The organism is Saccharothrix violaceirubra, from assembly GCF_014203755.1.
Taxonomy (GTDB): domain Bacteria; phylum Actinomycetota; class Actinomycetes; order Mycobacteriales; family Pseudonocardiaceae; genus Actinosynnema; species Actinosynnema violaceirubrum.
Genome location: NZ_JACHJS010000001.1, coordinates 5,506,769 through 5,532,052, shown reverse-complemented (window position 1 = coordinate 5,532,052; position 25,284 = coordinate 5,506,769). Strand labels below are relative to the sequence as shown.

26 protein-coding genes and 1 pseudogene are annotated in these 25,284 nt (G+C 70.9%); 15 read left to right on the top strand and 12 right to left on the bottom strand.

The genetic code is table 11. The features are described from left to right. Window positions 1-58: 58 nt before the first annotated feature. Together F4559_RS25230 and F4559_RS25225 are read left to right on the top strand one after the other, a co-directional pair. The gene (locus tag F4559_RS25230) at window positions 59-952 is read left to right on the top strand and encodes an ATP-binding cassette domain-containing protein (RefSeq protein ID WP_184672701.1); all 894 of its coding nucleotides are present in this window, start codon (window positions 59-61) and stop codon (window positions 950-952) included. Continuing rightward, window positions 946-1,665 (top strand): ABC transporter permease, encoded by a 720-nt coding sequence (locus F4559_RS25225; protein ID WP_184672699.1) that lies wholly within the window; start codon window positions 946-948, stop codon window positions 1,663-1,665. Before F4559_RS25230 ends, F4559_RS25225 begins: the two co-directional genes overlap by 7 nt. A 40-nt stretch (window positions 1,666-1,705) precedes the next feature. Here the strand turns inward: F4559_RS25225 and F4559_RS25220 are convergent, their stop codons facing one another. From F4559_RS25220 to F4559_RS25210, 3 genes are all read right to left on the bottom strand, one after another. Further along, complete coding sequence (locus tag F4559_RS25220; protein ID WP_184672697.1) at window positions 1,706-2,692, bottom strand: aldo/keto reductase family protein; 987 nt, start codon at window positions 2,690-2,692, stop codon at window positions 1,706-1,708. A 28-nt stretch (window positions 2,693-2,720) separates the two neighbouring features. Next, window positions 2,721-3,134, bottom strand: coding sequence for an Imm1 family immunity protein (locus F4559_RS25215; RefSeq protein ID WP_184672695.1), 414 nt, complete (start codon window positions 3,132-3,134; stop codon window positions 2,721-2,723). Between the two features lie 62 nt (window positions 3,135-3,196). Continuing rightward, on the bottom strand, window positions 3,197-3,829 hold the full coding sequence (locus tag F4559_RS25210; protein WP_184672693.1) for a DUF3043 domain-containing protein: 633 nt from the start codon (window positions 3,827-3,829) through the stop codon (window positions 3,197-3,199). A gap of 41 nt (window positions 3,830-3,870) precedes the next feature. On the opposite strand from F4559_RS25210, the gene F4559_RS25205 reads away from it, so the two are divergent. Together F4559_RS25205 and F4559_RS25200 are read left to right on the top strand one after the other, a co-directional pair. After that, complete coding sequence (locus tag F4559_RS25205; RefSeq protein WP_184672691.1) at window positions 3,871-4,857, top strand: glycerate kinase family protein; 987 nt, start codon at window positions 3,871-3,873, stop codon at window positions 4,855-4,857. 110 nt (window positions 4,858-4,967) lie between these two features. Then, entirely contained in the window at window positions 4,968-5,342 is a 375-nt protein-coding gene (locus F4559_RS25200; RefSeq protein ID WP_184672689.1) for a HesB/IscA family protein, read from the top strand. 62 nt (window positions 5,343-5,404) lie between these two features. On the opposite strand, the gene F4559_RS25195 is transcribed toward F4559_RS25200, so the two are convergent. Next, window positions 5,405-5,575: a hypothetical protein gene (locus F4559_RS25195; protein WP_184672687.1), complete on the bottom strand. Its 171-nt coding sequence runs from the start codon at window positions 5,573-5,575 to the stop codon at window positions 5,405-5,407. A gap of 73 nt (window positions 5,576-5,648) precedes the next feature. Continuing rightward, window positions 5,649-6,833 (bottom strand): MFS transporter, encoded by a 1,185-nt coding sequence (locus F4559_RS25190; RefSeq protein WP_312865813.1) that lies wholly within the window; start codon window positions 6,831-6,833, stop codon window positions 5,649-5,651. Window positions 6,834-6,897: 64 nt separating this feature from the next. On the opposite strand from F4559_RS25190, the gene F4559_RS25185 reads away from it, so the two are divergent. Further along, a complete protein-coding gene (locus tag F4559_RS25185) occupies window positions 6,898-7,314 on the top strand; it encodes a MerR family transcriptional regulator (RefSeq protein WP_184672685.1) in 417 nt (138 codons plus the stop codon). Here F4559_RS25185 and asnB read toward each other — a convergent pair. Beyond that, window positions 7,304-9,232: an asparagine synthase (glutamine-hydrolyzing) gene (gene asnB / locus F4559_RS25180; protein WP_184672683.1), complete on the bottom strand. Its 1,929-nt coding sequence runs from the start codon at window positions 9,230-9,232 to the stop codon at window positions 7,304-7,306. The two genes, F4559_RS25185 and asnB, sit on opposite strands and share 11 nt — an antisense overlap. Before the next feature lie 197 nt (window positions 9,233-9,429). On the opposite strand from asnB, the gene ctaC reads away from it, so the two are divergent. Both ctaC and F4559_RS25170 read left to right on the top strand, forming a co-directional pair. Further along, window positions 9,430-10,359 (top strand): aa3-type cytochrome oxidase subunit II, encoded by a 930-nt coding sequence (gene ctaC / locus F4559_RS25175; protein ID WP_184672681.1) that lies wholly within the window; start codon window positions 9,430-9,432, stop codon window positions 10,357-10,359. A 14-nt stretch (window positions 10,360-10,373) separates the two neighbouring features. Then, window positions 10,374-10,790, top strand: a complete 417-nt coding sequence (locus tag F4559_RS25170) for a cytochrome c oxidase subunit 4 (protein WP_184672679.1) — start codon at window positions 10,374-10,376, stop codon at window positions 10,788-10,790. 48 nt (window positions 10,791-10,838) lie between these two features. Here F4559_RS25170 and F4559_RS25165 read toward each other — a convergent pair whose 3' ends face one another. The 4 genes and pseudogenes from F4559_RS25165 to F4559_RS25150 all read right to left on the bottom strand — a co-directional run. Further along, window positions 10,839-11,504: a lysophospholipid acyltransferase family protein gene (locus tag F4559_RS25165; RefSeq protein WP_184672677.1), complete on the bottom strand. Its 666-nt coding sequence runs from the start codon at window positions 11,502-11,504 to the stop codon at window positions 10,839-10,841. A 163-nt stretch (window positions 11,505-11,667) separates the two neighbouring features. Then, window positions 11,668-12,723: an anthranilate phosphoribosyltransferase gene (gene trpD, locus F4559_RS25160; protein ID WP_184672675.1), complete on the bottom strand. Its 1,056-nt coding sequence runs from the start codon at window positions 12,721-12,723 to the stop codon at window positions 11,668-11,670. 5 nt (window positions 12,724-12,728) lie between these two features. Next, entirely contained in the window at window positions 12,729-13,139 is a 411-nt protein-coding gene (locus F4559_RS25155; protein WP_184672673.1) for a hypothetical protein, read from the bottom strand. A gap of 64 nt (window positions 13,140-13,203) precedes the next feature. Beyond that, window positions 13,204-13,581, bottom strand: a pseudogene (locus tag F4559_RS25150) (hypothetical protein); the annotation flags it as partial. A gap of 82 nt (window positions 13,582-13,663) precedes the next feature. Between F4559_RS25150 and ctaE the strand changes: the two are divergent. Genes ctaE through qcrB form a run of 4 tightly spaced genes read left to right on the top strand, consistent with a single transcriptional unit; the run spans window position 13,664 to window position 17,896 of the window. Then, the gene (gene ctaE / locus F4559_RS25145) at window positions 13,664-14,272 is read left to right on the top strand and encodes an aa3-type cytochrome oxidase subunit III (RefSeq protein ID WP_184672671.1); all 609 of its coding nucleotides are present in this window, start codon (window positions 13,664-13,666) and stop codon (window positions 14,270-14,272) included. A 44-nt stretch (window positions 14,273-14,316) separates the two neighbouring features. Beyond that, on the top strand, window positions 14,317-15,123 hold the full coding sequence (gene qcrC, locus F4559_RS25140) for a cytochrome bc1 complex diheme cytochrome c subunit (RefSeq protein WP_184672669.1): 807 nt from the start codon (window positions 14,317-14,319) through the stop codon (window positions 15,121-15,123). Further along, window positions 15,120-16,244: a cytochrome bc1 complex Rieske iron-sulfur subunit gene (gene qcrA, locus F4559_RS25135; RefSeq protein ID WP_184672667.1), complete on the top strand. Its 1,125-nt coding sequence runs from the start codon at window positions 15,120-15,122 to the stop codon at window positions 16,242-16,244. Before qcrC ends, qcrA begins: the two co-directional genes overlap by 4 nt. Further along, the gene (gene qcrB / locus F4559_RS25130; protein ID WP_184672665.1) at window positions 16,241-17,896 is read left to right on the top strand and encodes a cytochrome bc1 complex cytochrome b subunit; all 1,656 of its coding nucleotides are present in this window, start codon (window positions 16,241-16,243) and stop codon (window positions 17,894-17,896) included. Before qcrA ends, qcrB begins: the two co-directional genes overlap by 4 nt. Window positions 17,897-18,153: 257 nt before the next feature. Here qcrB and F4559_RS25125 read toward each other — a convergent pair whose 3' ends face one another. Beyond that, on the bottom strand, window positions 18,154-18,429 hold the full coding sequence (locus tag F4559_RS25125; protein WP_184672663.1) for an Lrp/AsnC family transcriptional regulator: 276 nt from the start codon (window positions 18,427-18,429) through the stop codon (window positions 18,154-18,156). 34 nt (window positions 18,430-18,463) lie between these two features. Continuing rightward, the gene (locus F4559_RS25120; protein WP_184672661.1) at window positions 18,464-20,167 is read right to left on the bottom strand and encodes a DEDD exonuclease domain-containing protein; all 1,704 of its coding nucleotides are present in this window, start codon (window positions 20,165-20,167) and stop codon (window positions 18,464-18,466) included. 125 nt (window positions 20,168-20,292) lie between these two features. Between F4559_RS25120 and F4559_RS25115 the strand changes: the two genes are divergently transcribed. From F4559_RS25115 to F4559_RS25100, 4 genes are all read left to right on the top strand, one after another. After that, window positions 20,293-21,627 (top strand): NYN domain-containing protein, encoded by a 1,335-nt coding sequence (locus F4559_RS25115; protein WP_221448358.1) that lies wholly within the window; start codon window positions 20,293-20,295, stop codon window positions 21,625-21,627. Between the two features lie 286 nt (window positions 21,628-21,913). Next, window positions 21,914-22,936, top strand: a complete 1,023-nt coding sequence (locus F4559_RS25110; protein ID WP_184672659.1) for a C40 family peptidase — start codon at window positions 21,914-21,916, stop codon at window positions 22,934-22,936. Between the two features lie 47 nt (window positions 22,937-22,983). Further along, window positions 22,984-24,120 (top strand): hypothetical protein, encoded by a 1,137-nt coding sequence (locus F4559_RS25105; protein ID WP_184672657.1) that lies wholly within the window; start codon window positions 22,984-22,986, stop codon window positions 24,118-24,120. A 10-nt stretch (window positions 24,121-24,130) separates the two neighbouring features. After that, complete coding sequence (locus tag F4559_RS25100; RefSeq protein ID WP_184672649.1) at window positions 24,131-25,240, top strand: glycosyltransferase family 4 protein; 1,110 nt, start codon at window positions 24,131-24,133, stop codon at window positions 25,238-25,240. Window positions 25,241-25,284 lie beyond the last annotated feature (44 nt).

Genomic DNA, 25,284 nt, shown 5'->3' with positions numbered 1-25,284 from the left:
TAGTCGATTTCGTATAGTCGCTACCGACTAGTTGGTTTCGACTAGTGAGAGGAGGGTGATGTACGCGATCGAGGCGGAAGGGTTGGCCAGGGTGTTCGGCCAGGTCGAGGCGGTCCGGTCGGTAGACCTCGCCGTGCGGCCGGGCGAGGTCGTCGGGTTCCTCGGACCCAACGGCGCGGGCAAGACCACGACCCTGCGGATGCTCGCGACGGTCCTCGCCCCGACCGGGGGCCGGGCGCGGGTGGCCGGGCACGACCTGCGCGCCGAACCCGACCGGGTGCGCCGGCGGATCGGCTACGTGGCCCAGTCCGGCGGCACGCGTCCACTGTCGACACCCCGGGAAGAACTTGTCCTGCAAGGACTTCTGCACCGACTGCCGGACGCGGCACGACGCGCCGACGTGCTGCTCGACGACTTCGGGCTCGGCGACGCGCGCGACCGGCCGGTCGCCACGCTGTCGGGTGGTCGTCGTCGCCGGCTCGACGTGGCGCTCGGCCTCGTGCACCGGCCCGAGGTGCTGTTCCTGGACGAGCCGAGCACCGGCCTGGACCCGGGCAGTCGGGCCGCGCTGTGGGACCACGTGCGCGCGCTCGACGCGACCGTGTTCGTGAGCACGCACTACCTCGACGAGGCCGACGCCCTGTGCTCGCGGGTGTCGATCATGGATCAGGGGCGGATCGTGGCCGAGGACAGCCCTGGGGCGTTGAAGGCCGCGGTGGGACACGACACCGTCGTGATCGGACTCGCGGGGCACGACGTGGACGTGGTCGACGCCGTCACGGATCTGGGCGAGGCGTCGCTGGACGGCGACACGCTCACCGTGACCTGCCGCGACGGTGCCCGACTGCTGCCCGACCTCGTCCGGCGGCTGGGCGACGCGGGCGCGGAGATCCGGTCGGTGGTCGTGCGCGGCGCGACGCTCGACGACGTGTTCGAGGCGTTGACGTGCTGAGGGACACCCTGATCGTCTACCGGGTCGAGCTGGCCGCGGCGGTGCGGTCGCGGGTAGCCGTCGCGATCGGACTCGTCCAGCCCGTGCTGTACCTGGTGCTGTTCGGGCCGCTGCTGACCGACGCGTTGCCGGGGGAGCGGGCCATGACGTTCTTCGTGCCCGGCCTGTTCGTGCAACTGGGGCTGTTCGCCACCGGGTACGCGGGGTTCTCGCTCATCCCGGACCTGCGGTCGGGCGTGCTGGAACGGCTGCGCGTGACGCCGGTCAGCCGTGCGGCGCTGCTGCTCGGCCGCGTCCTGCGGGACGCGACGACGTTGGCCGTGCAGGGCACGGCGCTGGTCCTGTGCGGTCTCGCCTTCGGACTGCGGGCTTCCTGGTGGGGAGTGCCCGCCGGGTTGGCGCTCGTGGTCGTCGCGGGCGTGGGCCTGGCGTCGCTGTCCTACGCGGCGGCCGTGAAGCTGCCCGGCGAGTACCTGTTCGCGCCGGTCGTGAACTCGGTCGCCGTGCCGGTGATGCTGCTGTCGGGCGTGCTGCTGCCGATGTCGTTCGCGCCGGGGTGGCTGGACGCGGCGTCCCGCCTGAACCCGCTGCGGTACGTGGTGGACGGGGTCCGGGCGCTGTTCGACGGGCGGCTCGTGGTGGTCGACGCGGCCGTGGGCGTGGCGTTCGCGGTGGCGTGCGTGGCGGTGGCCCTGCGGACGTTCCGGTTCTGACGTGCGGGGCGGCTGTCGTGGCCGCCCCGCACGTCGCGCGTCACGGGGTGATCGTGAGCCGGGGGTCGGTCTCGACGGAGTCGCCGAGCACCTCGTCGATCCGCTTGAGCAGTTCCTCGTCCAGCTTCACGCCGGCGGCCTTGACGTTCTCGTGCACCTGCTCCGGGCGCGAGGCGCCGATGATCGCGGAGGCGACGTTCGGGTTCTGGAGGACCCAGGCGACGGCGAGCTGGGCGAGCGTGAGCCCGGCGTCCGCGGCCAGCGGCTTGAGCCGCTGCACCTTCTCCAGGACGTCGTCCTTGAGGAACCGCGCGATGAAGTTCTTGCCGTTCTCGTCGGTGGCCCGCGACCCGGCGGGCACCGGCTGCCCCGGCAGGTACTTGCCGGTCAGCACGCCCTGGGCGATCGGCGACCAGACGATCTGGGAGATGCCCTCGCGCTCGGACGTGGGCACGACCTGCGCCTCGATGATCCGCCACAGCGCCGAGTACTGCGGCTGGTTGGAGATGAACGGGACGTTCAGCTCACGGGCCAGCGCCGCGCCCCGGGCGATCTGCTCGGCGTTCCACTCGGACACGCCGATGTAGAGCACCTTGCCCTGGCGGACCAGGTCGGAGAAGGCGAGGAACGTCTCCTCCAGCGGCACGGACCGGTCGAACCGGTGCGCCTGGTAGAGGTCGACGTAGTCGGTCTGGAGCCGCTTGAGCGAGCCGTTGACCGACTCGACGATGTGCTTGCGCCCGAGGCCCTTGTCGTTGGGACCGCCGGGGCCCGTCGGCCAGAACACCTTGGTGAAGATCTCCACCGACTCGCGCCGCTCGCCCTTGAGCGCCCGGCCGAGGACTTCCTCGGCCTTGGTGTTGGCATACACGTCGGCCGTGTCGAAGGTGGTGATCCCGGCGTCGAGCGCGGCCCGCACGCACGCCGTGGCCTGGTCTTCCTCGACCTGGGAGCCGTGGGTGAGCCAGTTGCCGTACGAGATCTCGCTGATGTTGAGGCCGCTGCGGCCCAGGCGTCGGAACTCCATGCCACCACCCTAGTGGCGTGTGTTTCGTCTAGCTAACGATATGAAGATGTGGGAAATCGGCGGGGATCCGGGTGTCGTGGGCGAGGTAGGCGGCGAGTACCTCGCGGACCACGTCCAGGGACACCGCCTGGTCGGCGGGGATGTCGGCCGGGTGCGCCTGGAAGTCGTACACGAGGACACCGGTCGCGGAGAGGTCGCCCCGCGTCACCCGCATGGGGTTCCAGGTCTCCCGTACGAACCCGCGATCCTCGCCGATGCCGGCCTCCAGGATGGGAGAGCCCCACGGGTCGTCGGCCTCGCCGATCGTCACGATGGGCGGGCACGGGAGTCCGGTCGCGGCCGTGCGCACCCGCTCGATCAGCGCGCCGAGTTCGTCCTGGGTGCGGACGAGGATCGGATCCACTGCGGATTCCCGGTCGAAGACGGCGCTCAGCGTGACCATGACGGCACCCGTCCTCCCGCGACGACGTCACCCAGGGCGGCCATCGTCGCGGGTCCGGGGACTCAGACCTTGTCGCCGGGGGAGACCCTGGGCTTCGGGACGCGCAGCCGGCGCAGCTGGCTGGCGCGGATGAACGAGTACCAGCCGACCGACAGCCCCCGGACCGTCTCCTTCGGGAACTTCGCGCGCACCCGCTTGCTCACGATGCGGCCCAGCACGAACCCCTCGAGGATCATCGCCAGCAGCATGAACGTGGTCAGCAGCGTCGCGTACTGCTGCACGACCAGGTTCGGCACGAACAGGGCGATGAACACCAGGATCGCCATGGGCATGAACAGGCCCATGAAGTTGCGGCGCGCGTCGACCACGTCGCGGATGTACGCCTTCACCGGACCCCGGTCGCGGGGCGGCAGGTACTTCTCCTCGCCGGCCATCATGCGTTCACGGCGCTCGACGGCGGCGGCGCGGCGCTCGTCCTTCGACTGCTTGTTGCCGCGCATCCGCTTGAACGCCTCACGCTGCGTACGCGGTGGTGGCGGCACGGGGCCGCGTCGCTTGTTCTCGGCCTCACGCCGCTTCGGGGTCGCCCTGCCCTTGCCCGGCGTGCGGCCGGATTCCGCCGACGACTCCTCGGGGGTCGCCTCGGCGGGGGTCTCGGTGGTGGCCTCTTCGGCGCTGCGGCGCAGGAACCTCACGCGACCAGGGTAGGAGATGACGGCTTCGGTACGGTTCCGAGGTGCGGGTTGTCATCGCTCCGGACTGCTTCGGCGGCACCCTGACCGCTCGCGAGGCCGCCGACGCCATCGCGGCGGGCTGGCGGCGCGCGGCCGACGACGTGCTCGACCTGCGACCGCTGGCCGACGGCGGCCCCGGTTTCGTCGACGTGCTGCACGCCGCGCTCGGCGGCACGCTGCACGAACAGCGGGTCACCGGCCCGCTCGGCACGCCCGTGACCGCGTTCTGGCTCGAACACGACGGCACCGCCTACATCGAGTCCGCCCAGGCGTGCGGTCTGCACCTCGTCGACGGGAAGAGCCCCGAGACGGCCACCACCCGCGGTGTCGGCGAGCTGGTCGAGGCCGCCGCCCACCTGCGCACGGTCGTGGTCGGGCTCGGCGGCTCGGCCACGACCGACGGCGGCGCCGGGTTCCGCGAGGTCGTGCGGCACGCCGACAACCTGGTGGCCGCCGTCGACGTGTCCAACCCGCTGCTCGGGCCGAACGGCGCCGCGCGCGTGTTCGGTCCGCAGAAGGGCGCCACGCCCGAAGTCGTCGAACGGCTCGAAGCCCGCCTGGCGGCCATGCCCGAACTCCGGGCCGTCCGCGACCTGCCGGGCGCGGGCGCGGCGGGCGGGCTCGGTGCCGCCCTGCTCGCCCTGGGGGCCGAGCGGCGGTCCGGCGCCGAGCTGGTCCGCGAGCTGACCGGCCTGGATGCCGCGCTGGACGCCGCCGACCTCGTGGTCACCGGGGAGGGCAGCTTCGACTGGCAGTCGCTGCGGGGCAAGCTGGTGACCGCCGTCGCGGCCGGTGCCGCCGATCGGGGGGTGCCCTGCCTGGTCCTGGCGGGCCAGGTGGACGTGGGCCGGAGGGAGGCCGCGAGCGTCGGCGTCCAGGACGCGTACTCGGTGGCCGAACACGTCGGTTCGGTGGCGAAAGCCCTGGCAGACCCCGCCGGAACGCTGTCCGACCTGGCCGAACGCGTCGCCCGCCAGTGGTCGCGGTGACGGTCACACCGCCGTGGCCGGCCGTTGTGCGACCATGGGTGGAGGAACAAAGCGGGAACCACCCGTGTTGCTGGGAAGAGATGCCCGCAAAGGACCTCTGAGGGAGAGCCATGACGACCGCTCAGGACGCAGTCAGCCCGACTCCTGAAGCACCGCCCACCCACGGCGTGACGCTGACCGACGCGGCGGCCGTGAAGGCCAAGGCGCTGCTGGAACAGGAGGGCCGCGACGACATGCACCTGCGCATCGCCGTCCAGCCCGGTGGCTGCGCGGGCCTGCGGTACCAGCTGTTCTTCGACGAGCGCACGCTCGACGGCGACGCGCTCCGCGACTTCGGCGGCATGAAGGTCGCCGTCGACCGCATGAGCGCCCCGTACGTCGAGGGTGCCGTGATCGACTTCGTGGACACGATCGAGAAGTCGGGTTTCACCATCGAGAACCCCAACGCCGGCGGTTCGTGCGCCTGCGGCGACTCGTTCCACTGAGCCCGTACGACGAAGGCCCCCGACCTCGCGCGAGGTCGGGGGCCTTCGTCGTGTGAAGAGCCTCAGACGAACGCGTCCAGTCCCTCGACCTGGCGGTACGTGTCCTCGTCGACCTGCCACGGCTCCGCCGCGCGCGGCGCGGGGATGGTCTTGCCCGCGGTGCGCAGTTCGCGGGGCAGGTCGGTGCAGTCGTCGATCAGCTCGGCCAGCGAGTCCACCTCGGGGTTCGTCACGGGCTCGACGTTAGGCGGACCGAGTGCTTGACAAAACCCTTACCGGGCAGTAGCGCCCGGTAAGGGTTCCGCCTCACGCGCGGACCGGCGCCGGTTCCGCACGTTCCTCGACCGGTGCGCCCCCTCGACGCACCAGGCGTCCGATGACCAGCGCGACCCCGACGCCCAGCAGCGTCGGCAGCGCGCCCGCCGCGGCCGTCCACCGCACCCCGAACCCGCCGGCGATCACCGCGCCGCCGATCATCGGGCCCAGGGCCGCCGCCACGTTGAACGCCGAGATGTTCACCGACGCGACGAGTCCGGCCGCCGAGCCCGCCTGCCCCATGAGGAACGTGTGCAGCAGCGGGCCGGACACGAACGCCGTCGCACCGAGACCGAACAACGCCACCACGGCGGTCAGCCTGGTCTCCAGCAGGAAGCCCGTGGCGAGCAGCACGAGCATGAGCAGGCCCAACGTCACGGGCAGCACCCGCATGATCGCGTCGGTGCGGACGCGGCCGGCGATCGTGCTGCCGACGACCGTGCCCAGGCCGTAGACCAGCAGCACACCGGTCACCCACGACGGGCTGAAGCCGCTGACCTCGACCAGTGCGGGCGCCACGTAGGTGAACGCGGTGATCATGCCGGTGAACGACAGGACGGTGGTCGCCAGACCCAGCAGCACGGTCTTGCGCCCGAACGCGAACAGGCTGGCCCGCACGCCCGGATCGGGCTCGTGGGCGACCTTGGGCGCACCGAGCGCCACGCCCGCGAGCCCGATCAGGGTCAGCACGGCGACCAGCGCGAACGACGCCCGCCAGCCGTAGTTCTGCCCGATCAGCGTGCCGACCGGGATGCCGAGCACGGTGGACAGCGCCACGCCGTTGACGATCTTGGCGATGGCCGCGGTCCGCTTCTCCGGTGCCACAGCGGCCACCGCGATCTGGGAGGCGACAGCGAAGAACAGGCCCTGTGCCAACGCCGCGAGCATGCGCGCCGCCATCAGCACGGTGTAGTCGGGGGCCAGGGCGCACACGGCCGCCGCGACGAACGCGAGCGCCATGACGCCGATCAGGAGTGGCCGGCGCGGCAGGCGGCCGGTCAGGACGGTCAGGACGGGTCCGCCGACGGCGACGGACACGGCGTAGGCGGTGACCAGCAGACCCGCGGACGGCAGCGAGACCCCCAGGTCGGCGGACACCTCCGGGAGCACACCGACGACGATGAACTCCGAGGTGCCGACCGCGAACGCGCACAGCATCAGGACGAGTGCGATCACGTCCACGACGGTAAAGTGTGACACTGACGTCAGGGTCAAGCTTATTAAGCGCAGGAAGGATCACATGCTGATCGGGGAATTGGCCGAGAAGACCGGCGCGACCGTGCGCATGCTGCGCTACTACGAGCAGCAGGGCCTGCTCACGCCCCCGCGCACGGCGGGGCGTTACCGCGTCTACGACGATGCCGACGTGGCCCGCGTGCGCAGCGTCCGCTGCCTGATCGCGTCCGGGCTCAACATCAAACTGGTCCGCCTGGTCCTCGCCTACGCCTTCGACCAGGAGGTCGACCTGCCCGAGGACGACGCGGGCTGCGTGCCGCTGCTGCTCATGCTGCGCGACGAGCTGACGTCCGTCGACGAGCGGATCGTCGCGCTGGAGACCAGCCGGGCGCACCTCACCCGGCTGGTCTCCGACGTCGAGCGGATCATGGTGGAACGGGGCCAGGCGCCGTGCGCCGACCCCGCCGCCACTACAGCTTGACCGGGTAGGTCGGCTCCGGGACGTTCGGCCGGATGCGACCCTCGACGAAGATGCCGTGCCAGATCATGAACACCAGCAGCGCCCAGATCCGCCGGCTGTGGTCGGCCACCCCGGAGCGGTGCTCCTCGATGATCCGCAGCACGGCGTTCTTGTCCAGGTAACGGTCGGTCTGCGACTGGTGCACGTGGTCGACGGCCCAGTCGTGCATCTCGTCCTTGAGCCAGTGCCGGATCGGCACCGGGAAGCCGAGCTTCTTCCGGTTGAGCACGTGCGCGGGCACGATGTCGCGGATCGCCCGGCGCAGCGCGTGCTTCGTCGTCTCCTTGGTGAGCTTCAGCTCCGACGGCACCTGGTTGGCGATCCGGAAGACCTCCGGGTCCAGGAACGGCACCCGCAGCTCCAGCGAGTTCGCCATGGTCATCTTGTCGGCCTTGACCAGGATGTCGCCACGCAGCCACGTGAACAGGTCGACGTGCTGCATGCGCGTCACCGGGTCCCAGTCCCGCGACTGGTCGTACCAGGGCGCGGTCACGTCCTGGTGCGACACGTTCGGGTCGTACGTGCGCAGCACCTGGCGAAGCTGGTCGTCCAGGAAGATCCGCGCGTTGCCGTAGTAGCGCTCTTCCAGCGTGAGCGCGCCACGACGCAGCAGGTCCTTGCCCCGCACGCCCTGCGGGATCTTCGTGGACACCTTGCCCATGGCCTTGCGCAACGCGCCCGGCACCTTGTCGAACGGCGCCAGCGACAGCGGCTCGCGGTAGATCGTGTACCCGCCGAACAGCTCGTCCGCGCCCTCGCCGGACAGCACGACCTTCACGTGCTTGCGCGCCTCGCGGGCGATGAACCACAGCGGCACCAGCGCCGGGTCGGCCACCGGGTCGTCCAGGTACCAGGTGATCAGCGGCAGCGCGTCCATCATCTCCTGCGCGCTGACCGGCCGGACCACGTGCTTCACGCCGATCGCGGCGGCCGACTCGGCGGCCACGTCGATCTCCGAGTAGCCCTGCCGCTCGAAGCCCGTGGTGAACGTGATCAGGTCCGGGTTGTGCTCCTTGGCCAGGGCCGCGACCACGGTCGAGTCGATGCCGCCGGACAGGAACGAGCCGACCGTGACGTCCGCGCGCATGTGCTTGGCGACGGAGTCGCGCAGCGCCTCGGTGATCTCGTCGTAGAGCCGGTTCTCGTCGGACGGGCCGTGCACCGCGCGCGGCCGGAACGTGGCGGGGAAGTACCGCTCCACCACGGGCTTGCCACCCGGCGTGAGCGTGAACGAGGTGCCCGACTCGATCCGGTGGACGACGTCGTGCAGCGACTGGGGCTCCGGCACGTACTGGAGCGTCAGGTAGTGCTGGACGGCCGTCTGGTCGACCTTCGGGGTGACGCCGATCGTGTGCGTCAGCTCCAGCACGGACTTCTTCTCGCTGGAGAACGCCACCCCGCCCGGACCGGCGGCGTAGTACATCGGCTTGATGCCGAACGGGTCGCGCGCGCCGAACAGCACCCGCCGCTCGCGGTCCCAGATCAGGAACGCGAACATGCCGCGCAGCTTGGCCACCGCGGCGGGGCCGTAGTGGTGGTAGGCCGCGACGATCGTCTCGGTGTCGCCGTCGGTCGCGAACACCGCGCCGAACTGCTTGGTCAGCTCCGAGCGCAGTTCGAGGTAGTTGTAGATCTCGCCGTTGAACAGGATCGCGTAGCGACCGGGCTGGTTCATCGGGCCCCAGTGCAGGGGCTGGTGCGAGTGCTCGATGTCGATGATCGAGAGGCGGTTGAAGCCGAAGACGACCTCGTCGCCCTGCCACGTGCCGCTCTCGTCGGGCCCGCGGTGCCGCTGGCAGCGCAGCGCCCCCAGCACGGCCTGCCGCGCGTGCGCGGCGTCGTTCTCGTCAGGGCAAACCAGTCCTACCAGGCCGCACACGCCGAGGCACCCTTTCGTGTTGCTTGAGGTAAGTCCCCAGTATGCCGGGATACCGTTGTGTGACCGAAACTGCACCGTGGGGGTGCGGCCCCCGAGGGGTGACCCCCCGTGCGCTGAGCTACGCTCCCGCATGATCCGGCAAGGGTTCTCAAACCTCCCTTGCCTGCGAGCTTTCAGCAGCGAGGAGGCGGCGAGCAGTGGGCCTGAAGGAGGGCACCAGGGCAGCGCGGCTGGCGAAGGTCGTCGGGCTGGTCGGCCTGGTCGGCATCGGGGCCACGGGTTGCTCCACGGATGAGGTGCTGCGCTTCGGCTGGCCGGTGGCCGTGACGCCGCAGGCCGAGAAGATGCGCGAGCTGTGGACGTGGTCCGTCGTCGCCGCGCTCGCGGTCGGCGTGATCGTGTGGGGGCTGATCCTCTGGTCGGTCGCCTTCCACCGCAAGAAGAGCGAGGAGCTGCCGCGCCAGGTCGCGTACAACCTGCCGCTGGAACTGGTGCTCATCGTCGTGCCGACGGTCATCGTCGCCGTGCTCTTCTACTTCACGGCGGTCACCCAGAACTACGTGACGGACAAGTCCGAGAAGCCGGACGTGACCGTCGACGTGATCGCCTTCCAGTGGAACTGGGAGTTCCGCTACCCGGAGTTCAAGACCGCCGACGGGCCGGTCAGCACGGTCGGCAGCTCGGGCGAGATCCCGCTGCTGGTCGTGCCGTCGGACAAGTCGATCCGGTTCAACCTGGAGTCGACCGACGTCATCCACTCGTTCTACGTGCCGGAGTTCCACTTCAAGCGGGACGTCTTCCCGCTGCCGAAGAAGAACAACCAGGACTCCTCCTTCGAGATCACGAAGATCGACCGTGAGGGCTCGTTCGTCGGCCGGTGCGCCGAGCTGTGCGGCACCTACCACTCGGTCATGAACTTCGAGGTCCGCGCGCTCAAGCCGGCCCTGTTCGACGAGTACATCGGCCTGCGCCAGAAGACCAACGAGAAGACCGGCAAGCCGTACACCGCCGCCGAGGCGTTGACGGAGATGGACTGCGGCGAGCTGTGCACCCCGCACGCCGTCACCACCAAGCCCTTCGACACCGACCGGACCGTCCGCGAGGCGTCCACCGGCGGCGGGAAGTAGGAGGACGATTCCCGATGAAGGTCGAAGCGCGCATTTTTGACCTGGTGATGGGCTTCTCGTTCCTGATGGCCGTCGTGTACGGCTACTGGACGTGGTCGGCCACCGGAGTGGTGGAGCCCGTCGGCGCGGTCGCCCTGGCGTTGACCGGCGGCCTGGCGCTGATCGTGGGCACGTACTTCCGGTTCGTGGCCCGGCGCATCGAGGTGCGGCCCGAGGACAACGCCGAGGCCGAGGTCAGCGACGGTGCGGGCGAGCTGGGCTTCTTCAGCCCGGGTTCGTACTGGCCGGTCGCCCTGGCCGCCGCCGCCGGCACCGCGGGCGTGGCGCTCGCGTTCTGGCACGTGTGGCTGCTGGTCATCGCGGTCGTGCTCGTGCTGATCGCGGTCGGCGGCCTGGTGTTCGAGTACCACACCGGCCCGAACCACCACTGAGTTCCACGTCGAAACGGCCTCCCCGGACCGGGGAGGCCGTTTCGCGTTTCAGGCCGCGTTCGAGTTCTGGTACCGGTCCACGTACTCCTGGCCGGACAGGTCGAGGATGCGGTAGACGATCTCGTCGGTGATGGAGCGCAACACCGGAAGCGATTCGGCCATGCCCGCGTACCGCGAGAAGTCCAACGGTTCGCCGAAGCGGATCGTCACAGGCGCGAGCCGGGGGAGCCGCCGGTCGACCGGCTGGACCCGGTCCGTGCCCGTGATGCCGACCGGCACGACCGGTGCCCCGGATTCCAACGCGAGGCGTGCGACGCCCGTGCGGCCCCGGTGCAGCCGGCCGTCGAGGCTGCGCGTGCCCTCCGGGTAGATGGCGAAGGCACCGCCCGCCGTGAGGATCTCGTTGGCCGTGTCCAGGGAGGCGCGGGCCGCGCGGCCGGCACCACGCTTGACCGGGACGTGGCCCAGGCCCCCGAAGAAGTACCGGGAGAGGGCACCTTTGACCCCTCGGCCCTCGAAGTACTCGGCCTTGGCCAAAAAGGACACCCGCCTGGGCACCACCATGGGCAGGACGATGCTGTCGATGAACGAGAGGTGGTTGGGCGCCAGGATGACGGCTCCCGACTCCGGCACGTTCTCCAGCCCCTCGACCCGAGGCCGCCACACCAGGCGCGCGGAGGGCGCGACCACCCGCTTCATGACCGTGTAGAGCATGCCTCCAGCATGCCCCACCACCGCGGGGTTCACGCGCGGACGTGTCCGAGTGCGTATTTCAGGGTGCCTGGGCGCGTGTTTCGGGGTGCCTGAGTGGAGGACTCGCGGGGGTGGGCGGTGTCTGAGTGCACAACTCGCGGTGTCCGAACGCATGACTCGCGGATCAGGGGTCGGGGAGTTCGGCCTTCAGGGTCGTGGAGAGGGTGGCCCAGGTGCGCAGGAGGGTGGCGGTCGCGCCCGAGTCCACGGCCTCGGCGGCGCGGGTCAGGCCCGCCGCCAGGTCCGCGTGCAGGTCCGGGCCGAACCCGGCGAAGGTCGCGATCGCACCGGCCGCGTTGAGCAGCACGGCATCGCGCACGGCCCCCGGTTTGCCGCCCACGAAGTCCCGCACGACCTCGGCGTTCAGCGCCGGGTCGCCGCCCTTGAGGTCCGCCGGCAACGCCGCGCGCACACCCAGCACCGACGGGTCGATCCGGTCGGTCCGCACGGAACCGCCGGACGCCACCCACACCGACGTCGTGGTCGTCGTGGTGATCTCGTCCAGGCCGTCGTCGCCGCGCACCACCAGCGCCGTCTTGCCGCGCCGCGCGAACACCGACGCGATCAGCCCGCCGACGCCGTCCCGGCCGCAGCCGATCAGGCCCGCGTCCGGCTGCGCCGGGTTGGTCAGCGGTCCGAGCAGGTTGAACGGGGTGGGAATGCCCAGCTCACGCCGGGGGCCGCTGGTGTAGCGGAACGCCGGGTGGAAGATCGGGGCGAAGCAGAAACCGATGCCCAGTTCGGCCAGGGTCCGCTGGACCCCCGTAGCGGGCAGGTCGATGGCGACGCCCAACGCCTCCAGCACGTCGGCCGTGCCGGTCTGCGACGACGCCGCGCGGTTGCCGTGCTTCACCACGGGCACGCCCGCCGCCGCCGTGACCAGCGCTGCCATGGTCGAGATGTTCACCGACCCGGAGTTGTCACCGCCCGTGCCGACGACGTCCATCGACCGCACGTCCACGGTGAACCGGCGTGCGTGCCGCAGCATCGCCGAGGCCAGGCCGTCCACCTCGGCGGGCGTCTCGCCCTTGGCGCGCAGCGCGACCGCGAACCCGCCGATCTGCGCCTGCGTCGCCGCGCCGGACATGATCTGGTCCATCGCCCACGAGGTGTCCTCTTCGGACAGGTCCCCGCGGTCGACGAGTCTGGACAGCAGCGAAGGCCAGGACAGAGCCGTCATGGCGGTCAGCCGCGCACGACGGGAACGGCCGTCGACCGCAGCACCTCGGCCACGGTCTCGGCGGCGGCCAGCGGGTCGAGCGGGTGGACGATCACCGCGTCCGCCTGCGACCACGTGGCCAGCCACCGGTCGTCCTTGCGCCGCACCGCCACCACGATCGGGGGGCAGTCGGCGATCTCGTTCTTGAGCTGCCGGGACAGGCCCATGCCGCCGGTGGGCTGCGCCTCGCCGTCGAGGATCGCGAGGTCGACGCCGCCCTTGTCCATCTCGTACAGGACGTCCGCGATCGCGCCGACCTCCACGTAGTCGACGCGGCCCAGGTCGGGCGCGGGTCGGCGGCCGACCGCAGTGATGATCGTCTCACGCACCTCGGGGCGGTGGCTGAACACCAGGATCCTGGTCGGTTGCGCGCTCATCTGCGGTCCTCCGGCGGGTCGGGTGCCAGGTTGCGACGATGTTATCCGCATTACCCCGGCACACCTGAAGCGCGTCCCATCCGATCCAGTCGCCGCCCAGCCGCTGGGCGAGCCCGGCCATCCGGGACCGCTCCCGGGCGCAGCCCAGCACGTCCAGCTTCTGCACGCGCAACGCGTACGCGGGCGAGCCCTCCCGCAGCTCCCACCCGTCCGGCGCGAGCAGCTCGCGCGCGCGTTGTACCTGGTCAGCGGGCAGTTCGAGGTGGTGGCGCAGCACGGCGTCGGCGGCGGGGTCCCACTCGGGCGACCGGGCCAGCACCGCCGAGTCGGCCTCGACGAGGTCGAACGCGGTCACGACCACGCGCAGCCCCGGCGAGTCGATCGCCAACGTCGGTACGGCACCGCGCGCGAGCCTTCGTCGCAAGGCGTCCAGCAGTCCCATCGCACCCACTCCGACCTGTGATCGAGACGACCCGTCGACCCGCCCCGGACCCGATGGGCGGAGCGAAAACCTGCAAGCAATAATGCGTCGTGTGACAACGGCAGCGCCCTCAATCGGCCAGCGCGTGCACTCGCTGAACCGCCCGAACATGGTCAGCGTCGGCACGATCGTCTGGCTGTCCAGTGAGCTCATGTTCTTCGCCGGGCTCTTCGCCATGTACTTCACGGTGAAGGCCCAGAACGAAGGGCACTGGCCGCCGGAGCCGACCGAGCTGAACGTGCCTTACGCACTGTTCTTCACGGTCATCCTGGTGGCATCGTCGTTCACCTGTCAGCTTGGCGTGTTCGCCGCCGAGCGTGGCGACGTGTTCGGCCTCCGTCGGTGGTACGTCGTCACGTTGATCATGGGCGCGATCTTCGTCGCCGGCCAGGCGGGTGAGTACATCAACCTCGTGCACGAGGGCACCACGATCCCCGGGTCCGCGTACGGCACCGTCTTCTACCTGACGACCGGCTTCCACGGTCTGCACGTGATCGGCGGCCTGATCGCGTTCGTCTACCTGCTGGTGCGTACGAAGCTGAGCAAGTTCACGCCGGCACAGGCGACCTCGGCCATCGTCGTGTCGTACTACTGGCACTTCGTCGACGTGGTGTGGATCGGCCTGTTCGCCATCATCTACATCGTGCCCTGACCAGCCCGAACCCCGAACTCCCACCAGCAAGGGTTGCCGTTCTCATGACCACCATCACCACACGGGCCCGGAAGCGCAGCAAGCTGCGTCGGCGGATCTCGGGCCTGCTCGCGCTGGGCTTCGCGCTGTTGAGCGCGGGCTTCCTGTTCAGCGCGCTGGCACCGCAGCCGCAGACCGCGCAGGCGACGGAGGACCCGGCGCAGGTGCGACTGGGCGAGCAGCTCTACAACAACACCTGCATCAGCTGCCACGGCGCGAACCTCGACGGCGTCGAGGACCGCGGCCCGAGCCTGATCGGTGTCGGCGAGGCGGCCGTCTACTTCCAGGTGTCCTCCGGCCGCATGCCGATGGCCCGCCAGGAGGCCCAGGCCCAGCGCAAGCCGGCGGCGTTCTCGCCCGAGGAGATCGAGGCGCTCGGCGCCTTCATCCAGTCGCGTGGCGGCGGCCCGGAGACCCCCGAGGAGCGTGGCGAAGCGCTCCGCGGCGAGGACCCGGCCCGCGGCGGCGAGCTGTTCCGCCTCAACTGCGCGGCGTGCCACAACTTCACCGGTCGCGGCGGGGCGCTGTCGTCCGGGAAGTTCGCACCCGAGCTGGACGGCGTGACCGAGGAGCAGCTGTACACGGCGATGCTCACCGGTCCGCAGAACATGCCGAAGTTCTCCGACCGGCAGCTCACGCCGGAGGAGAAGAAGGACATCATCGCGTACATCAAGTCGGTGACCGACGGGAACAACAACCCCGGCGGCGCCCCCCTCGGCGGCCTCGGGCCGGTATCGGAGGGCCTGATCGCGTTCATCGTGGGTATCGCCGCCCTGATCGGCGTGACCCTCTGGATCGGAGCCAAGGCATGAGCGGCGGTAAGCCGGACGGGCTGCCCTCGGAGGCGGAACTCGCGGACATGGACCGGGACGAGCTGGTCAAGCTCGGTACCGCCATCGACGGCGTCGAACTCGTCCACTACGAGGAGCGTTGGCCGGTCAAGGGCACGCGCGCGGAGCGCCGGGCCGAGCGGACCGTCGCACTGTGGTTCACCATCGCCGCGCTCGCCGGCCTGGCGTTCCTCGGCGCGTTCCTGTTCTGGCCGTGGAAGTACGAGGCGCCGCACACCGACGAGCACATCCTGTACAGCCTGTACACGCCGCTCATCGGTTTCACGCTCGGCCTGTCCATCCTGGCCCTGGGCGTCGGCGCGCTGCTGTACACCAAGAAGTTCATCCCGGAGGAGCTGGCCGTCCAGCAGCGCCACGACGGCGGCTCGCCCGAGATCGACAAGGCCACGGTGCTCGCCGAACTCGCCGACGCGGGCGTGCGCTCCACGATCGGCCGCCGGTCGCTGATCAAGCGGACCGCGGGCCTGGGCGCCGGCGTGTTCGGCCTCGGCGTGCTGGCCGTGCCGCTGGGCGCGCTGGTCAAGAACCCGTGGCAGGACAGCGAGACCAAGAACTCGCTGTGGCACACCGGGTGGAAGGCCGAGAACGGCGAGAAGGTCTACCTGCGCCGGCACACCGGCCGGTTCCACGACGTCGAGCTGATCCGGCCCGAGGACCTGGCCGCCGGTGGCTTCGAGACCGTGTTCCCGTTCCGCGAGTCCGAACGCGACGACGAGGAAGCGCTGGTCGCCGCCCTCAAGCGGGCCGACAACCCGGTCATGCTGATCCGCCTGCGTCCCGGCCAGGAGGTCGTGAAGCGGGACGGTCAGGAGGAGTTCAACTACGGCGACTTCTACGCGTACTCGAAGATCTGCACCCACCTCGGGTGCCCGACCTCCCTGTACGAGCAGCAGACCGGTCTGCTGCTGTGCCCCTGCCACCAGTCGCAGTTCGACGTCTTCCACTACGGCAAGCCGCGCTTCGGCCCGGCCACCCGGGCGCTCCCGCAGCTCCCGATCACCGTGGACGAAGACGGTTACCTGATCGCCCGCGGCGACTTCATCGAGGCCGTGGGTCCGGCGTTCTGGGAGCGTAAGTCATGAGCGGCATCACCACGCCGACAAAGCGGCAGGGTGCCGGGGCCCGCTTGGCGGGCGGCGCCGCGAAGTGGGCCGACGACCGGTTCCACATGGCGGGCGGCATCCGCAAGCAGTTGAACAAGGTCTTCCCGACGCACTGGTCGTTCCTGCTCGGCGAGATCGCGCTCTACAGCTTCATCATCCTGCTGCTGTCGGGCACCTACCTGGCGCTGTTCTTCGACCCCTCCATGGAGGAGGTCGTCTATCACGGCAGCTTCGTGAACCTCCAGGGCATCGAGATGTCCCGGGCGTTCGAGTCGACGCTGCAGATCTCGTTCGAGGTGCGCGGCGGTCTGTTCGTCCGGCAGGTCCACCACTGGGCCGCGCTGCTGTTCATGGCCGCGATCGTCGTGCACATGTTCCGGATCTTCTTCACGGGTGCCTTCCGGCGTCCCCGTGAGATCAACTGGGTCATCGGCATCGTGCTGTTCATGCTCGGCGCGATCGAGGGCTTCCTCGGCTACTCGCTGCCCGACGACCTGCTGTCCGGCACCGGCCTGCGCGTGATGGCGGCCCTGCTGATCTCGTTCCCGGTGATCGGCACGTGGCTCAACTGGCTGGCGTTCGGCGGCGAGTTCCCCGGCACCGAGATCATCCCGCGGCTCTACACGCTGCACATCCTGGTCATCCCGGGCATCATCCTGGCGCTGATCGCCGTGCACCTGGGCCTGGTCTGGTACCAGAAGCACACCCAGTTCCCGGGCGTGGGCCGCAAGGAGACCAACGTCGTCGGCGTGCGGATCATGCCGGTGTTCGCGGCCAAGGGCGGCGGCTTCTTCGCCGTGGTCACGGCCGTCACCGCGATCATGGGCGGCATCTTCCAGATCAACCCGGTGTGGAACTTCGGCCCGTACAACCCGGCGCAGGTGTCGGCGGGTTCGCAGCCCGACTGGTACATGGGCTGGACCGACGGCCTGGTCCGCATCTGGCCCGCGTGGGAGCTGTACCTCGGCGACTACATGATCCCGGCGCCGTTCTGGCCGTTCATGCTCGGTCTGCCGCTGCTGACCGGCATCGCCGCCGCGTACCCGTGGATCGAACGCAAGATGACCAAGGACTACGCGCACCACAACCTGCTGCAGCGTCCGCGTGACGTGCCGGTCCGGACGTCGTTGGGCGTCATGGCCATCACGTACTTCATGGTCCTGCTGCTCATGGGCGCGAACGACATCTTCGCGTACAAGTTCGACATCTCGTTGAACGCGACGACGTGGATGGGCCGCATCGGCCTGCTCGTGCTGCCGCCGATCGCCTACTTCCTCACCTACCGGCTGTGCATCGGTCTCCAGCGCGCCGACCGCGAGGTGCTGGAGCACGGTGTCGAGACGGGCATCATCAAGCGCCTGCCGCACGGCGAGTTCATCGAGATCCACCAGCCGCTGGGCCCGGTGGACGACCACGGCCACCCGCTCCCGTTGGAGTACCAGGGCGCGTCCGTGCCGAAGAAGATGAACAAGCTGGGGTCGGCCGGCCACCCGGTGCCCGGCAGCTTCCTGACGCCGGACAAGCCGGAGGAGACCGCCGCGCTGGCGCGTGCCCGTGCCGAGCACGGTGCGGCGACGGACTCGTTGACCGCGGAGAACAAGCCGGCCCTGCCCGGCAAGCACGAAGCCTGAGCCCTCCGCCGAGAGGCCCCGCCCCCTTGGGGTGCGGGGCCTCTCGCGTACCCGCGAGTCCTCCACTCGGACACCCTGAAACACGCACTCGGACACCGCGAGTTGTGCACTCGGACACCGCGAGTTGTGCACTCGGACACCGCGAGTTGTGCGTTCAGGCACCGTGACTTTCGCGTCCGGACACCACGAGATCCGCACCCGCGCAGCCCGAACGGGCACGTCGGGCTCACCGACGTGCGGGCGGGGACACGCCAGGGCTACAGGCCGATGGAGAAGGCGTCCTCGGCGTCCCGCTTGGAGTACGAGCGGAACGAGATGTGGGTGTCGGTGTTCAGGACGCCGGGCACCTTGCTGATGCGGCCGGGGACCAGGGCGGCCAGGTCCTCGTGGCGCTCCACCTTCACCAGGGCGATCAGGTCGACGTCGCCGGCGCACGAGTAGACCTCGGTGACGCCCTCGATGTCGGCGATCGCCTGCGCCGCGTCCGGGATGGTGTCGGCGGCGGCCTGGATCAGCACGATCGCGGTGATCACGGGTCCTCCTCGGGTGCTCGGGGTGGGCCCAATGCTAGTGCTCGGCGTGGCGGTACAGGTCGCGGCCGGCCTCGGCGCGTTCCGCCCACGACCGCCAGGTCGCGGCGGCCCGCGCGGGCGAGGCCCACGGGGTGTCGCAGTGGACCAGCCTCGACCCCGGTCGGTCGATCCACCGCAGGACCAGGGCGACCTCCTCGGGTGGCGTGCCGAAGAGCGGACCGGGCCGCGGGACCACGGTTTCCGCGCTCGCCACCAGGGCCGCCACGACCGGCATCGGTGCTACGCCCCGTCGGGCCACCCCGGCCGAGGCCAGGCGGCCGTGGCGCACCACCGCGAACTCCCAGCCGTACTCGCCGTCGGGTCTGGCCACCACCAGTTCGGGGAGCGCGGCCAGGGCCGCGAGGCGTTGCCCCCGGTCCAGGACGCGGATCAACGCGGCCAAGCGGTCACGTCGGGTGCCCGCCTCCTCGAAGCGCTCGGCGGCGGAAAGGTCTTCCAACGCGGTCGCGACGTCGTGCAGGGGCGCGGTCGTCCGGCCGGACACCAGCTCGCGGAACGTCGTGGCGGCCGGCTCGTAGTCGGTCACGTCCTGGAGGCCCGCGCACGGCGCTTTGCAGCGACCCATCCCGTACAGCGCGCACGGCGTGCCGCTGCCGCCCGAAGCCGGTATCCGCTGGTTGCACGCGCGCAGCGGCACGGCGTCGAGCACGGCGTCCAGCGCGTTCTCGGCCGACCGCCGGGTGCGGAACGGCCCCAGGGCGCCCGGGCGCGGCGTGCGGACCAGCGACAGCCGGGGGAACGCCTCGTCGGTCAGGGTCAGCCACCACGCCGCCGACGCGTTCTTCGACCTGCGGTTGTAGGCGGGTTTGTACGCGGTGAGCAGGCGCAGTTCGCGGACCGACGCCTCCAACGCGTGCGCGCACACCACCGAGTCGACCCGCACGGCCAAGGCCACCATCTCGCGCACCCGGCGACGGCCCTCCGACGCCGTGAAGTACTGCCGCACCCGGCGGCGCAGATCGGACGCCGTGCCGACGTAGAGCACCTCGTCCGACGGGCCGCGGAACAGGTACACGCCCGGTTCCGCCGGCAGGTCCGCGGCCAGGGACCGCTTGCGCCGCTGGGCCGGCGACACGTCCGGCAGGTAGGCGAGCAGTTCCTCCAACGAGTGCACGCCCTGGTTGCCGACGCGTTCGAGCAGCCGGTGCAGCACCTCGACGGTGGCCCGCGCGTCGGTCAACGCGCGGTGGTTGGGCATCTCGGCCACGCCGAACAGCGCGGACAGCGCCGACAACCGGCACGACGGCGCCTCGTCGCGGGTCAGCACACGGCGGGCGAGCTTGACCGTGCACACCACGGACGACGTGGGCCGTCGATAGCCGTGCCGCTCGCACGCGGCCTTGAGGAAGCCGACGTCGAAGCCGGAGTTGTGCGCCACGAGCACCGCGTCGCCGACGAACTCCAGGAACGCGGGCAGCACCGCGTCGAGCGCCGGCGCGGCGGACACCATCGCCTGCGTGATGCCGGTGAGCGCGACCACCTGCGGCGGGATGCCGCGCCGCGGGTCGACGAGCGTGCCGAACTCGCCCAGCACCCGACCGCCGCGCACCTTCACCGCGCCGATCTCGGTGATCGCGTCCTCGGTGGCGCTGCCGCCCGTGGTCTCCAGGTCGAACACGACGAACGTGGTGTCCCGCAACGGGGTTCCCAGCTCGTCGAACGACAGTTGAGTGGTCATCGGCCGGGACGATAATGGTCGGCACCGACAATTCTTCATTACAAGGCGCGCCACCTCGCGTTACCGGATCGGTGTCGCCTGTGCGCGGGTCGTAGCCTGTACGGGTGCAGGACCCGATCACGCCGCTGGACACGGCCGACGACGCGGTCTCGGAGGACGACCCGGTCGGCGAATCGGCCGTGGACTGGGCCGGGTTGCCCGAGCCGTTGCGCGTGCGGCTGGCCGAGTTGAGCGCCGATGCCCTGGGCGAGCTGGCGAAGGTCGACGTGCCGCAGTCGCTGCGGGCGGTCGCGCGGTTCGCGCCGACGAAACGCGCGCGGTTGGGCGCGTCGGCGTTGCTCGGCGGGCTGCGCGGGTCGGCGAACTTCCGGGCGGCGGTCGTGGAGTGGTTGCGCCGCAACCGGCCCGCGACGTTGGAGACCACCTCGCCGGACCCGGTGACGGCGGGCGCGGCGGCGATCCTGCAGGGCGAGGAGGTCGCGGCGCACTTCGTGGAGCTGGTCGGGCGGCGGGCGTCGGACGCGTCGTTGCGCGCCGAGCGGGACACGGCCGTGCTGCGCGCGGAACGCCTCGAGTCCGAGCTGGACCGGTTGCGCACCGAACGCGCCGAGGTCGGCGGCGCGGCGGACAAGATCCGCGAGGAGGCCGAGGTCGAGCTGGAGCGGCTGCGCAAACGCCTGCGAGAGCAGGGTGTGCGGTTGCGCGAGGCCAAGGACCGGGCCGAGGCCGCGGCGGCCGAGGTCGAGAAGGTCCGGGCGCTGACCGATGCGGAGGTGCGGCGGGTGACCGCCGAACGCGACCGGGAACGCGAGCGGGCCGAGAACGAACGGGCCAAGGCACAACGCGCCGTCGCGGACGCGGACGTGGCTCGGCAGTCCGCCAAGGAGGCACGGCAGGCCGACGAGGTGCGGCTGGCGCTGCTCGTGGACACGCTCGACGGCGCGGTCAACGGCCTGCGTCGGGAGTTGGCGTTGGGCGGTGCGGGACCGCGTCCGGCGGACCTGGTGCGCGGTGCGAGCGCGGCGCAGGGCGCGGTGGGCCGGGTCGAGGACCCGGCGGCGCTGGACCGGCTGCTGGCCCTGCCGGCCGTCCACCTGATCGTGGACGGCTATAACGTCACCAAGACGGGTTACCCCGAACTGTCGTTGTCGGACCAGCGGGACCGGCTCGTGCACCAGCTCGCGGTGCTGGCCGCGCGGACCGGCGCGGAGGTCACGCTGGTGTTCGACGGCGCGGGCGTGGTGGCCGTGCCCACGTCGGCGCCGCGAGGTGTGCGCGTGCTGTTCAGCGATCCGGGTGTGCTGGCGGACGACGTGATCCGGGCGTTGGTGACCGCCGAGCCGGAGGGCCGGCCCGTGGTGGTGGTCACGTCCGATCGGGCCGTCGCCGACTCCGTCCGACGCCGCGGCGCCCACCCCGTGCCGTCGGCGGTGCTGCTGGCACGCCTGGGCAGGGTGTGACCTCCGTCGGGTTTTTCACACCAACGGGGAGTGTCCTCGCTGGCCCGTTCGTGGATCGTAATGAACCCGAAAGGTATTCGGGCCGGGACGGGTGGACGTGGGCGCTCACTTTTCGTAACCTGGCCGAGACCTCGCGGGGCTTCGCCGTCCACCCTGGCCGGCGGCGCGGGATCACCGCCGTATCGGCACGCGGGGAGCCGAGCCGGAAAAACCGGGTTCGCGGGAAGATGCGTCGCGTCACGCCCGGACCCACCTGGCGGTACACACGAAGGAGAGACGCACGACTGTGGCGTCGCAACGATTCAAACGCGGTCTGATCGCGGCGACCGCGGTGGCCGCCGCGGCGGTGGGCATCACGCCCGTTCCCGCCAACGCGCAGCCCACCAACCAGTCCGACGCGCTCAAGAAGTACAACGAGCTGGCGGAGCAGGCGACCAAGCTCAACGAGGAACTGCTCCGCGCCCAAGAGCAGCAGACGGCCAAGCAGGCCGAACTCGACAAGGCCAACGCCGACCTCGCGCAGGCCACCAAGTCGGGCGAGCAGGCCAGGTCCGACGAGGAGCAGTTCCGGGGCCAGGTCGACAAGCTGACCGAGGCGTCCTTCGAGGGCGCGCGGTTCAACCAGCTCTCGGCGCTGCTGGTCAGCGATTCGCAGCAGGACTTCCTCAACCGCATGTCCGCGCTGGGCATCCTCGCGGCGGACAACGCCGAGGCGTTGGAGAAGCTGTCGGCCGCGGTCGACACCGCCGAGCAGTCGAAGAAGGCGGCGTCCGAGGCGCAGGCCAAGGCGCAGCAGGCTTCCGACGAGGCGGTGAAGATCACCGAGGACGTCACGAAGCGCAAGGGCGAGCTGGACAAGCAGATCGTCGAGGTCAAGAACGTCCTCAACCAGCTCAGCAACTCCGACAAGGCGACCCTGAAGAACCCGGGCGACACCTCGCAGCCGCCGGTGCCCGCCGGCGCGGCGGGCGCGGCGCTCCAGTTCGCACTCGACCAGCGTGGCGACATGTACTCGTACGGCGCGACCGGTCCGAACCTGTGGGACTGCTCGGGCCTGACCATGAAGTCGTACGCCGCGGCGGGTGTGAGCATCCCGCGCACCAGCCAGGGCCAGGCGGGCGCCGGGCGTGCCGTCTCGCGCGGCGAGGTGACCGCGGGCGACCTGATCATCTACAACGGCGGCATGCACGTGGGCATGGCCGTGGACAACGGGCGCGTCGTGCACGCGTCGACCGACGGCGTGCCGGTGAAGATCGTCGCGCTGGAGGCGCCGGGCTCGATCTACGCCATGCGTCGCATCGCGGGCTGATGACCTCTCCGGACGGGGCCGCTCCTGCCAGGAGCGGCCCCGTCCGCGTGTTCCTACTGGTCGTCGTGCTGTTCCTGACGGTCGCGTCCGTGCCGGTGACCGACGACATGGCCGTGCGGGACGTGCTCGACCGGAGGTCGCGGGCCGTGTTGACGCGTGACGAGACCGCGTTCCTCGCCGACCTCGACCCGCACGCGTCCCCGGCGTTCGTGGACGCCCAACGCGCCCTGTTCCGCAACCTGTCCGCGGTGCCCTTGGCGCAGTGGTCCTACCGGGTCGACGACGCCGCCGTGCCGGACGGCCTCACCGCGGACGCGGATTCCCTTGCCACGCCCCGGGTCGGGCTGGAGTACCGGCTGCGGGACGTCGACACCGTGCCGAGCGTGCGGGACATGGCGTACGTGTTCACGCGCCGCGGCGGTCGCTGGTACCTGGCCTCGGACACCGCCCTCGAACGCTTCGGGCGGCACACCTGGCGCGGACCGTGGGACTTCGGGCCGTGCGCGGTGCTCGACGGGCCGGCCGGATTCGTGCTCGCCCACCCCGGCGGCGAGGAGTTCGCCGCGCGCGTGTCCGCCGAACTGCCCGGCGCCGTGGACGCCGTGCGTGCCGTGTGGGGACCGTGGAACGGCCGGGTCGCGGTGTACGTCCCCGCCGGCCGCGAAGAGCTGAACGCCCTGGTGGGACCGGGATTCGCCGCCGGCCTCGCCGGCATCGCGGTGTCCGACCCGGGCGTGGCGTCCGGACAACGGGTCGTGCTCGCGTCACCGTTGCCCACGGCCTCCCTGCGGGTGTTGCTGCGGCACGAGATCACGCACGTCGTCGCCCGCGGGGCCACGGCCGACGGCGCCCCGATGTGGCTGCTGGAGGGGTTCGCCGACTACGTCGGCTACCGGGGCCTGGGCACAGGGTGGGCGTCGACGCTGGCGGCCGAGGTGCGGGCCGGGCGACTCGGCGACCTGCCGTCCGACGCGGACTTCCGGACCGACCCGGAACCTGCCTACCAGCGGTCGTGGTCGCTGGTCGCCTACCTGGCCGCCGTGCTCGGCGAACCACGCCTGGTCGGGTTCTACCGGCTGCTCGCCCGGTCGTCCGATGTGGAGGGGGCGCTGCGGACGTTCGGCCTCGACCGGGCTGGGGTCGTGCGCGGCTGGCACGATTTCCTCCGGAGCACGTTCCCGTAACCTGTCGCGGGTGCGGCGAACCCTCTTGGTGACCAACGACTTCCCGCCCCGGCACGGGGGGATCCAGGCGTACCTGCACGCGTTCGCGCGCCGCCTGCCCGAACTCGTGGTGTACGCGCCCGCGTGGGAGGGCGCCGCCGAGTTCGACGCGAACCAGCCGTTCGAGGTCGTCCGCCACGGCGGCACGCTGATGCTGCCGACCCCCGACGTGATCAGGAAGGCCGCCGACCTGCGCCGGGCGACGGACTGCTCGACCGTGTGGTTCGGCGCGGCGGCCCCGTTGGCGTTGATGGCCCCCGCACTGGGTGCCGACCGGGTCGTGGCGTCGACGCACGGGCACGAGGTGGGCTGGTCGATGCTGCCCGGCGCTCGCCAGGCGTTGCGGGCGATCGGGTCCACTTCGGACGTCGTGACGTACGTGAGCCGGTACACGCGCTCCCGCTTCGCCGCCGCCTTCGGACCCATGGCGGCCCTGGAACACCTCCCGTCCGGAGTGGACACCGGGGTGTTCGCCCCGGACCCGGCTGCCCGCGCGGAGATCCGTGCGCGGTACGGCTTGGGCGACCGACCCGTGGTGGTGTGCGTGTCGCGACTCGTGGCGCGTAAGGGACAGGACGTCCTCGTGCGGGCGTTGCCACAGATCCGCGATTCGGCACCCGACGCCGCCCTCCTGATCGTGGGCGACGGTGGCTACCGCTCGACGCTGGAACGCCTGGCCGCGGCCGCGGACGTGACCGATCACGTCGTGTTCACCGGCCCGGTGCCGTGGGAGGAGCTGCCCGCGCACTACAACGCCGGCGACGTGTTCGCGATGCCGTGCCGAACGCGCGGGAAGGGCCTCGACGTGGAAGGGCTGGGGCTGGTGTACCTGGAGGCGTCGGCCACCGGCCTGCCGGTCGTGGCGGGCCGTTCGGGCGGCGCACCGGAAACCGTGCGCGACGGCGTGACGGGAAACGTGGTGGACGGCCGCTCGGTGGACGACGTGGCGAAAGCCGTCGGCACCCTGCTGGCGGACCGCGACACCGCACGACTGATGGGCGCGGCCGGTCGGGACTGGGTGTCACGCGAGTGGCGCTGGGACACCCTGGCCAACCGCCTGTCCCACCTACTGACCGGCTGACAAGAAACGAAACAGAGCCGACCGACCCAACCCACAACGATCGG

What these genes read in the sequence shown, in the direction of transcription:
- F4559_RS25230 (WP_184672701.1), top strand. Translation starts at nt 59, where the DNA reads ATGTACGCGATCGAGGCGGAAGGGTTGGCCAGGGTGTTCGGCCAGGTC.
- F4559_RS25220 (WP_184672697.1), bottom strand. Translation starts at nt 2,692, where the DNA reads ATGGAGTTCCGACGCCTGGGCCGCAGCGGCCTCAACATCAGCGAGATC.
- F4559_RS25215 (WP_184672695.1), bottom strand. Translation starts at nt 3,134, where the DNA reads ATGGTCACGCTGAGCGCCGTCTTCGACCGGGAATCCGCAGTGGATCCG.
- F4559_RS25200 (WP_184672689.1), top strand. Translation starts at nt 4,968, where the DNA reads ATGACGACCGCTCAGGACGCAGTCAGCCCGACTCCTGAAGCACCGCCC.
- F4559_RS25185 (WP_184672685.1), top strand. Translation starts at nt 6,898, where the DNA reads ATGCTGATCGGGGAATTGGCCGAGAAGACCGGCGCGACCGTGCGCATG.
- F4559_RS25170 (WP_184672679.1), top strand. Translation starts at nt 10,374, where the DNA reads ATGAAGGTCGAAGCGCGCATTTTTGACCTGGTGATGGGCTTCTCGTTC.
- F4559_RS25165 (WP_184672677.1), bottom strand. Translation starts at nt 11,504, where the DNA reads ATGCTCTACACGGTCATGAAGCGGGTGGTCGCGCCCTCCGCGCGCCTG.
- trpD (WP_184672675.1), bottom strand. Translation starts at nt 12,723, where the DNA reads ATGACGGCTCTGTCCTGGCCTTCGCTGCTGTCCAGACTCGTCGACCGC.
- F4559_RS25155 (WP_184672673.1), bottom strand. Translation starts at nt 13,139, where the DNA reads ATGAGCGCGCAACCGACCAGGATCCTGGTGTTCAGCCACCGCCCCGAG.
- ctaE (WP_184672671.1), top strand. Translation starts at nt 13,664, where the DNA reads ATGCGTCGTGTGACAACGGCAGCGCCCTCAATCGGCCAGCGCGTGCAC.
- qcrC (WP_184672669.1), top strand. Translation starts at nt 14,317, where the DNA reads ATGACCACCATCACCACACGGGCCCGGAAGCGCAGCAAGCTGCGTCGG.
- qcrA (WP_184672667.1), top strand. Translation starts at nt 15,120, where the DNA reads ATGAGCGGCGGTAAGCCGGACGGGCTGCCCTCGGAGGCGGAACTCGCG.
- qcrB (WP_184672665.1), top strand. Translation starts at nt 16,241, where the DNA reads ATGAGCGGCATCACCACGCCGACAAAGCGGCAGGGTGCCGGGGCCCGC.
- F4559_RS25120 (WP_184672661.1), bottom strand. Translation starts at nt 20,167, where the DNA reads ATGACCACTCAACTGTCGTTCGACGAGCTGGGAACCCCGTTGCGGGAC.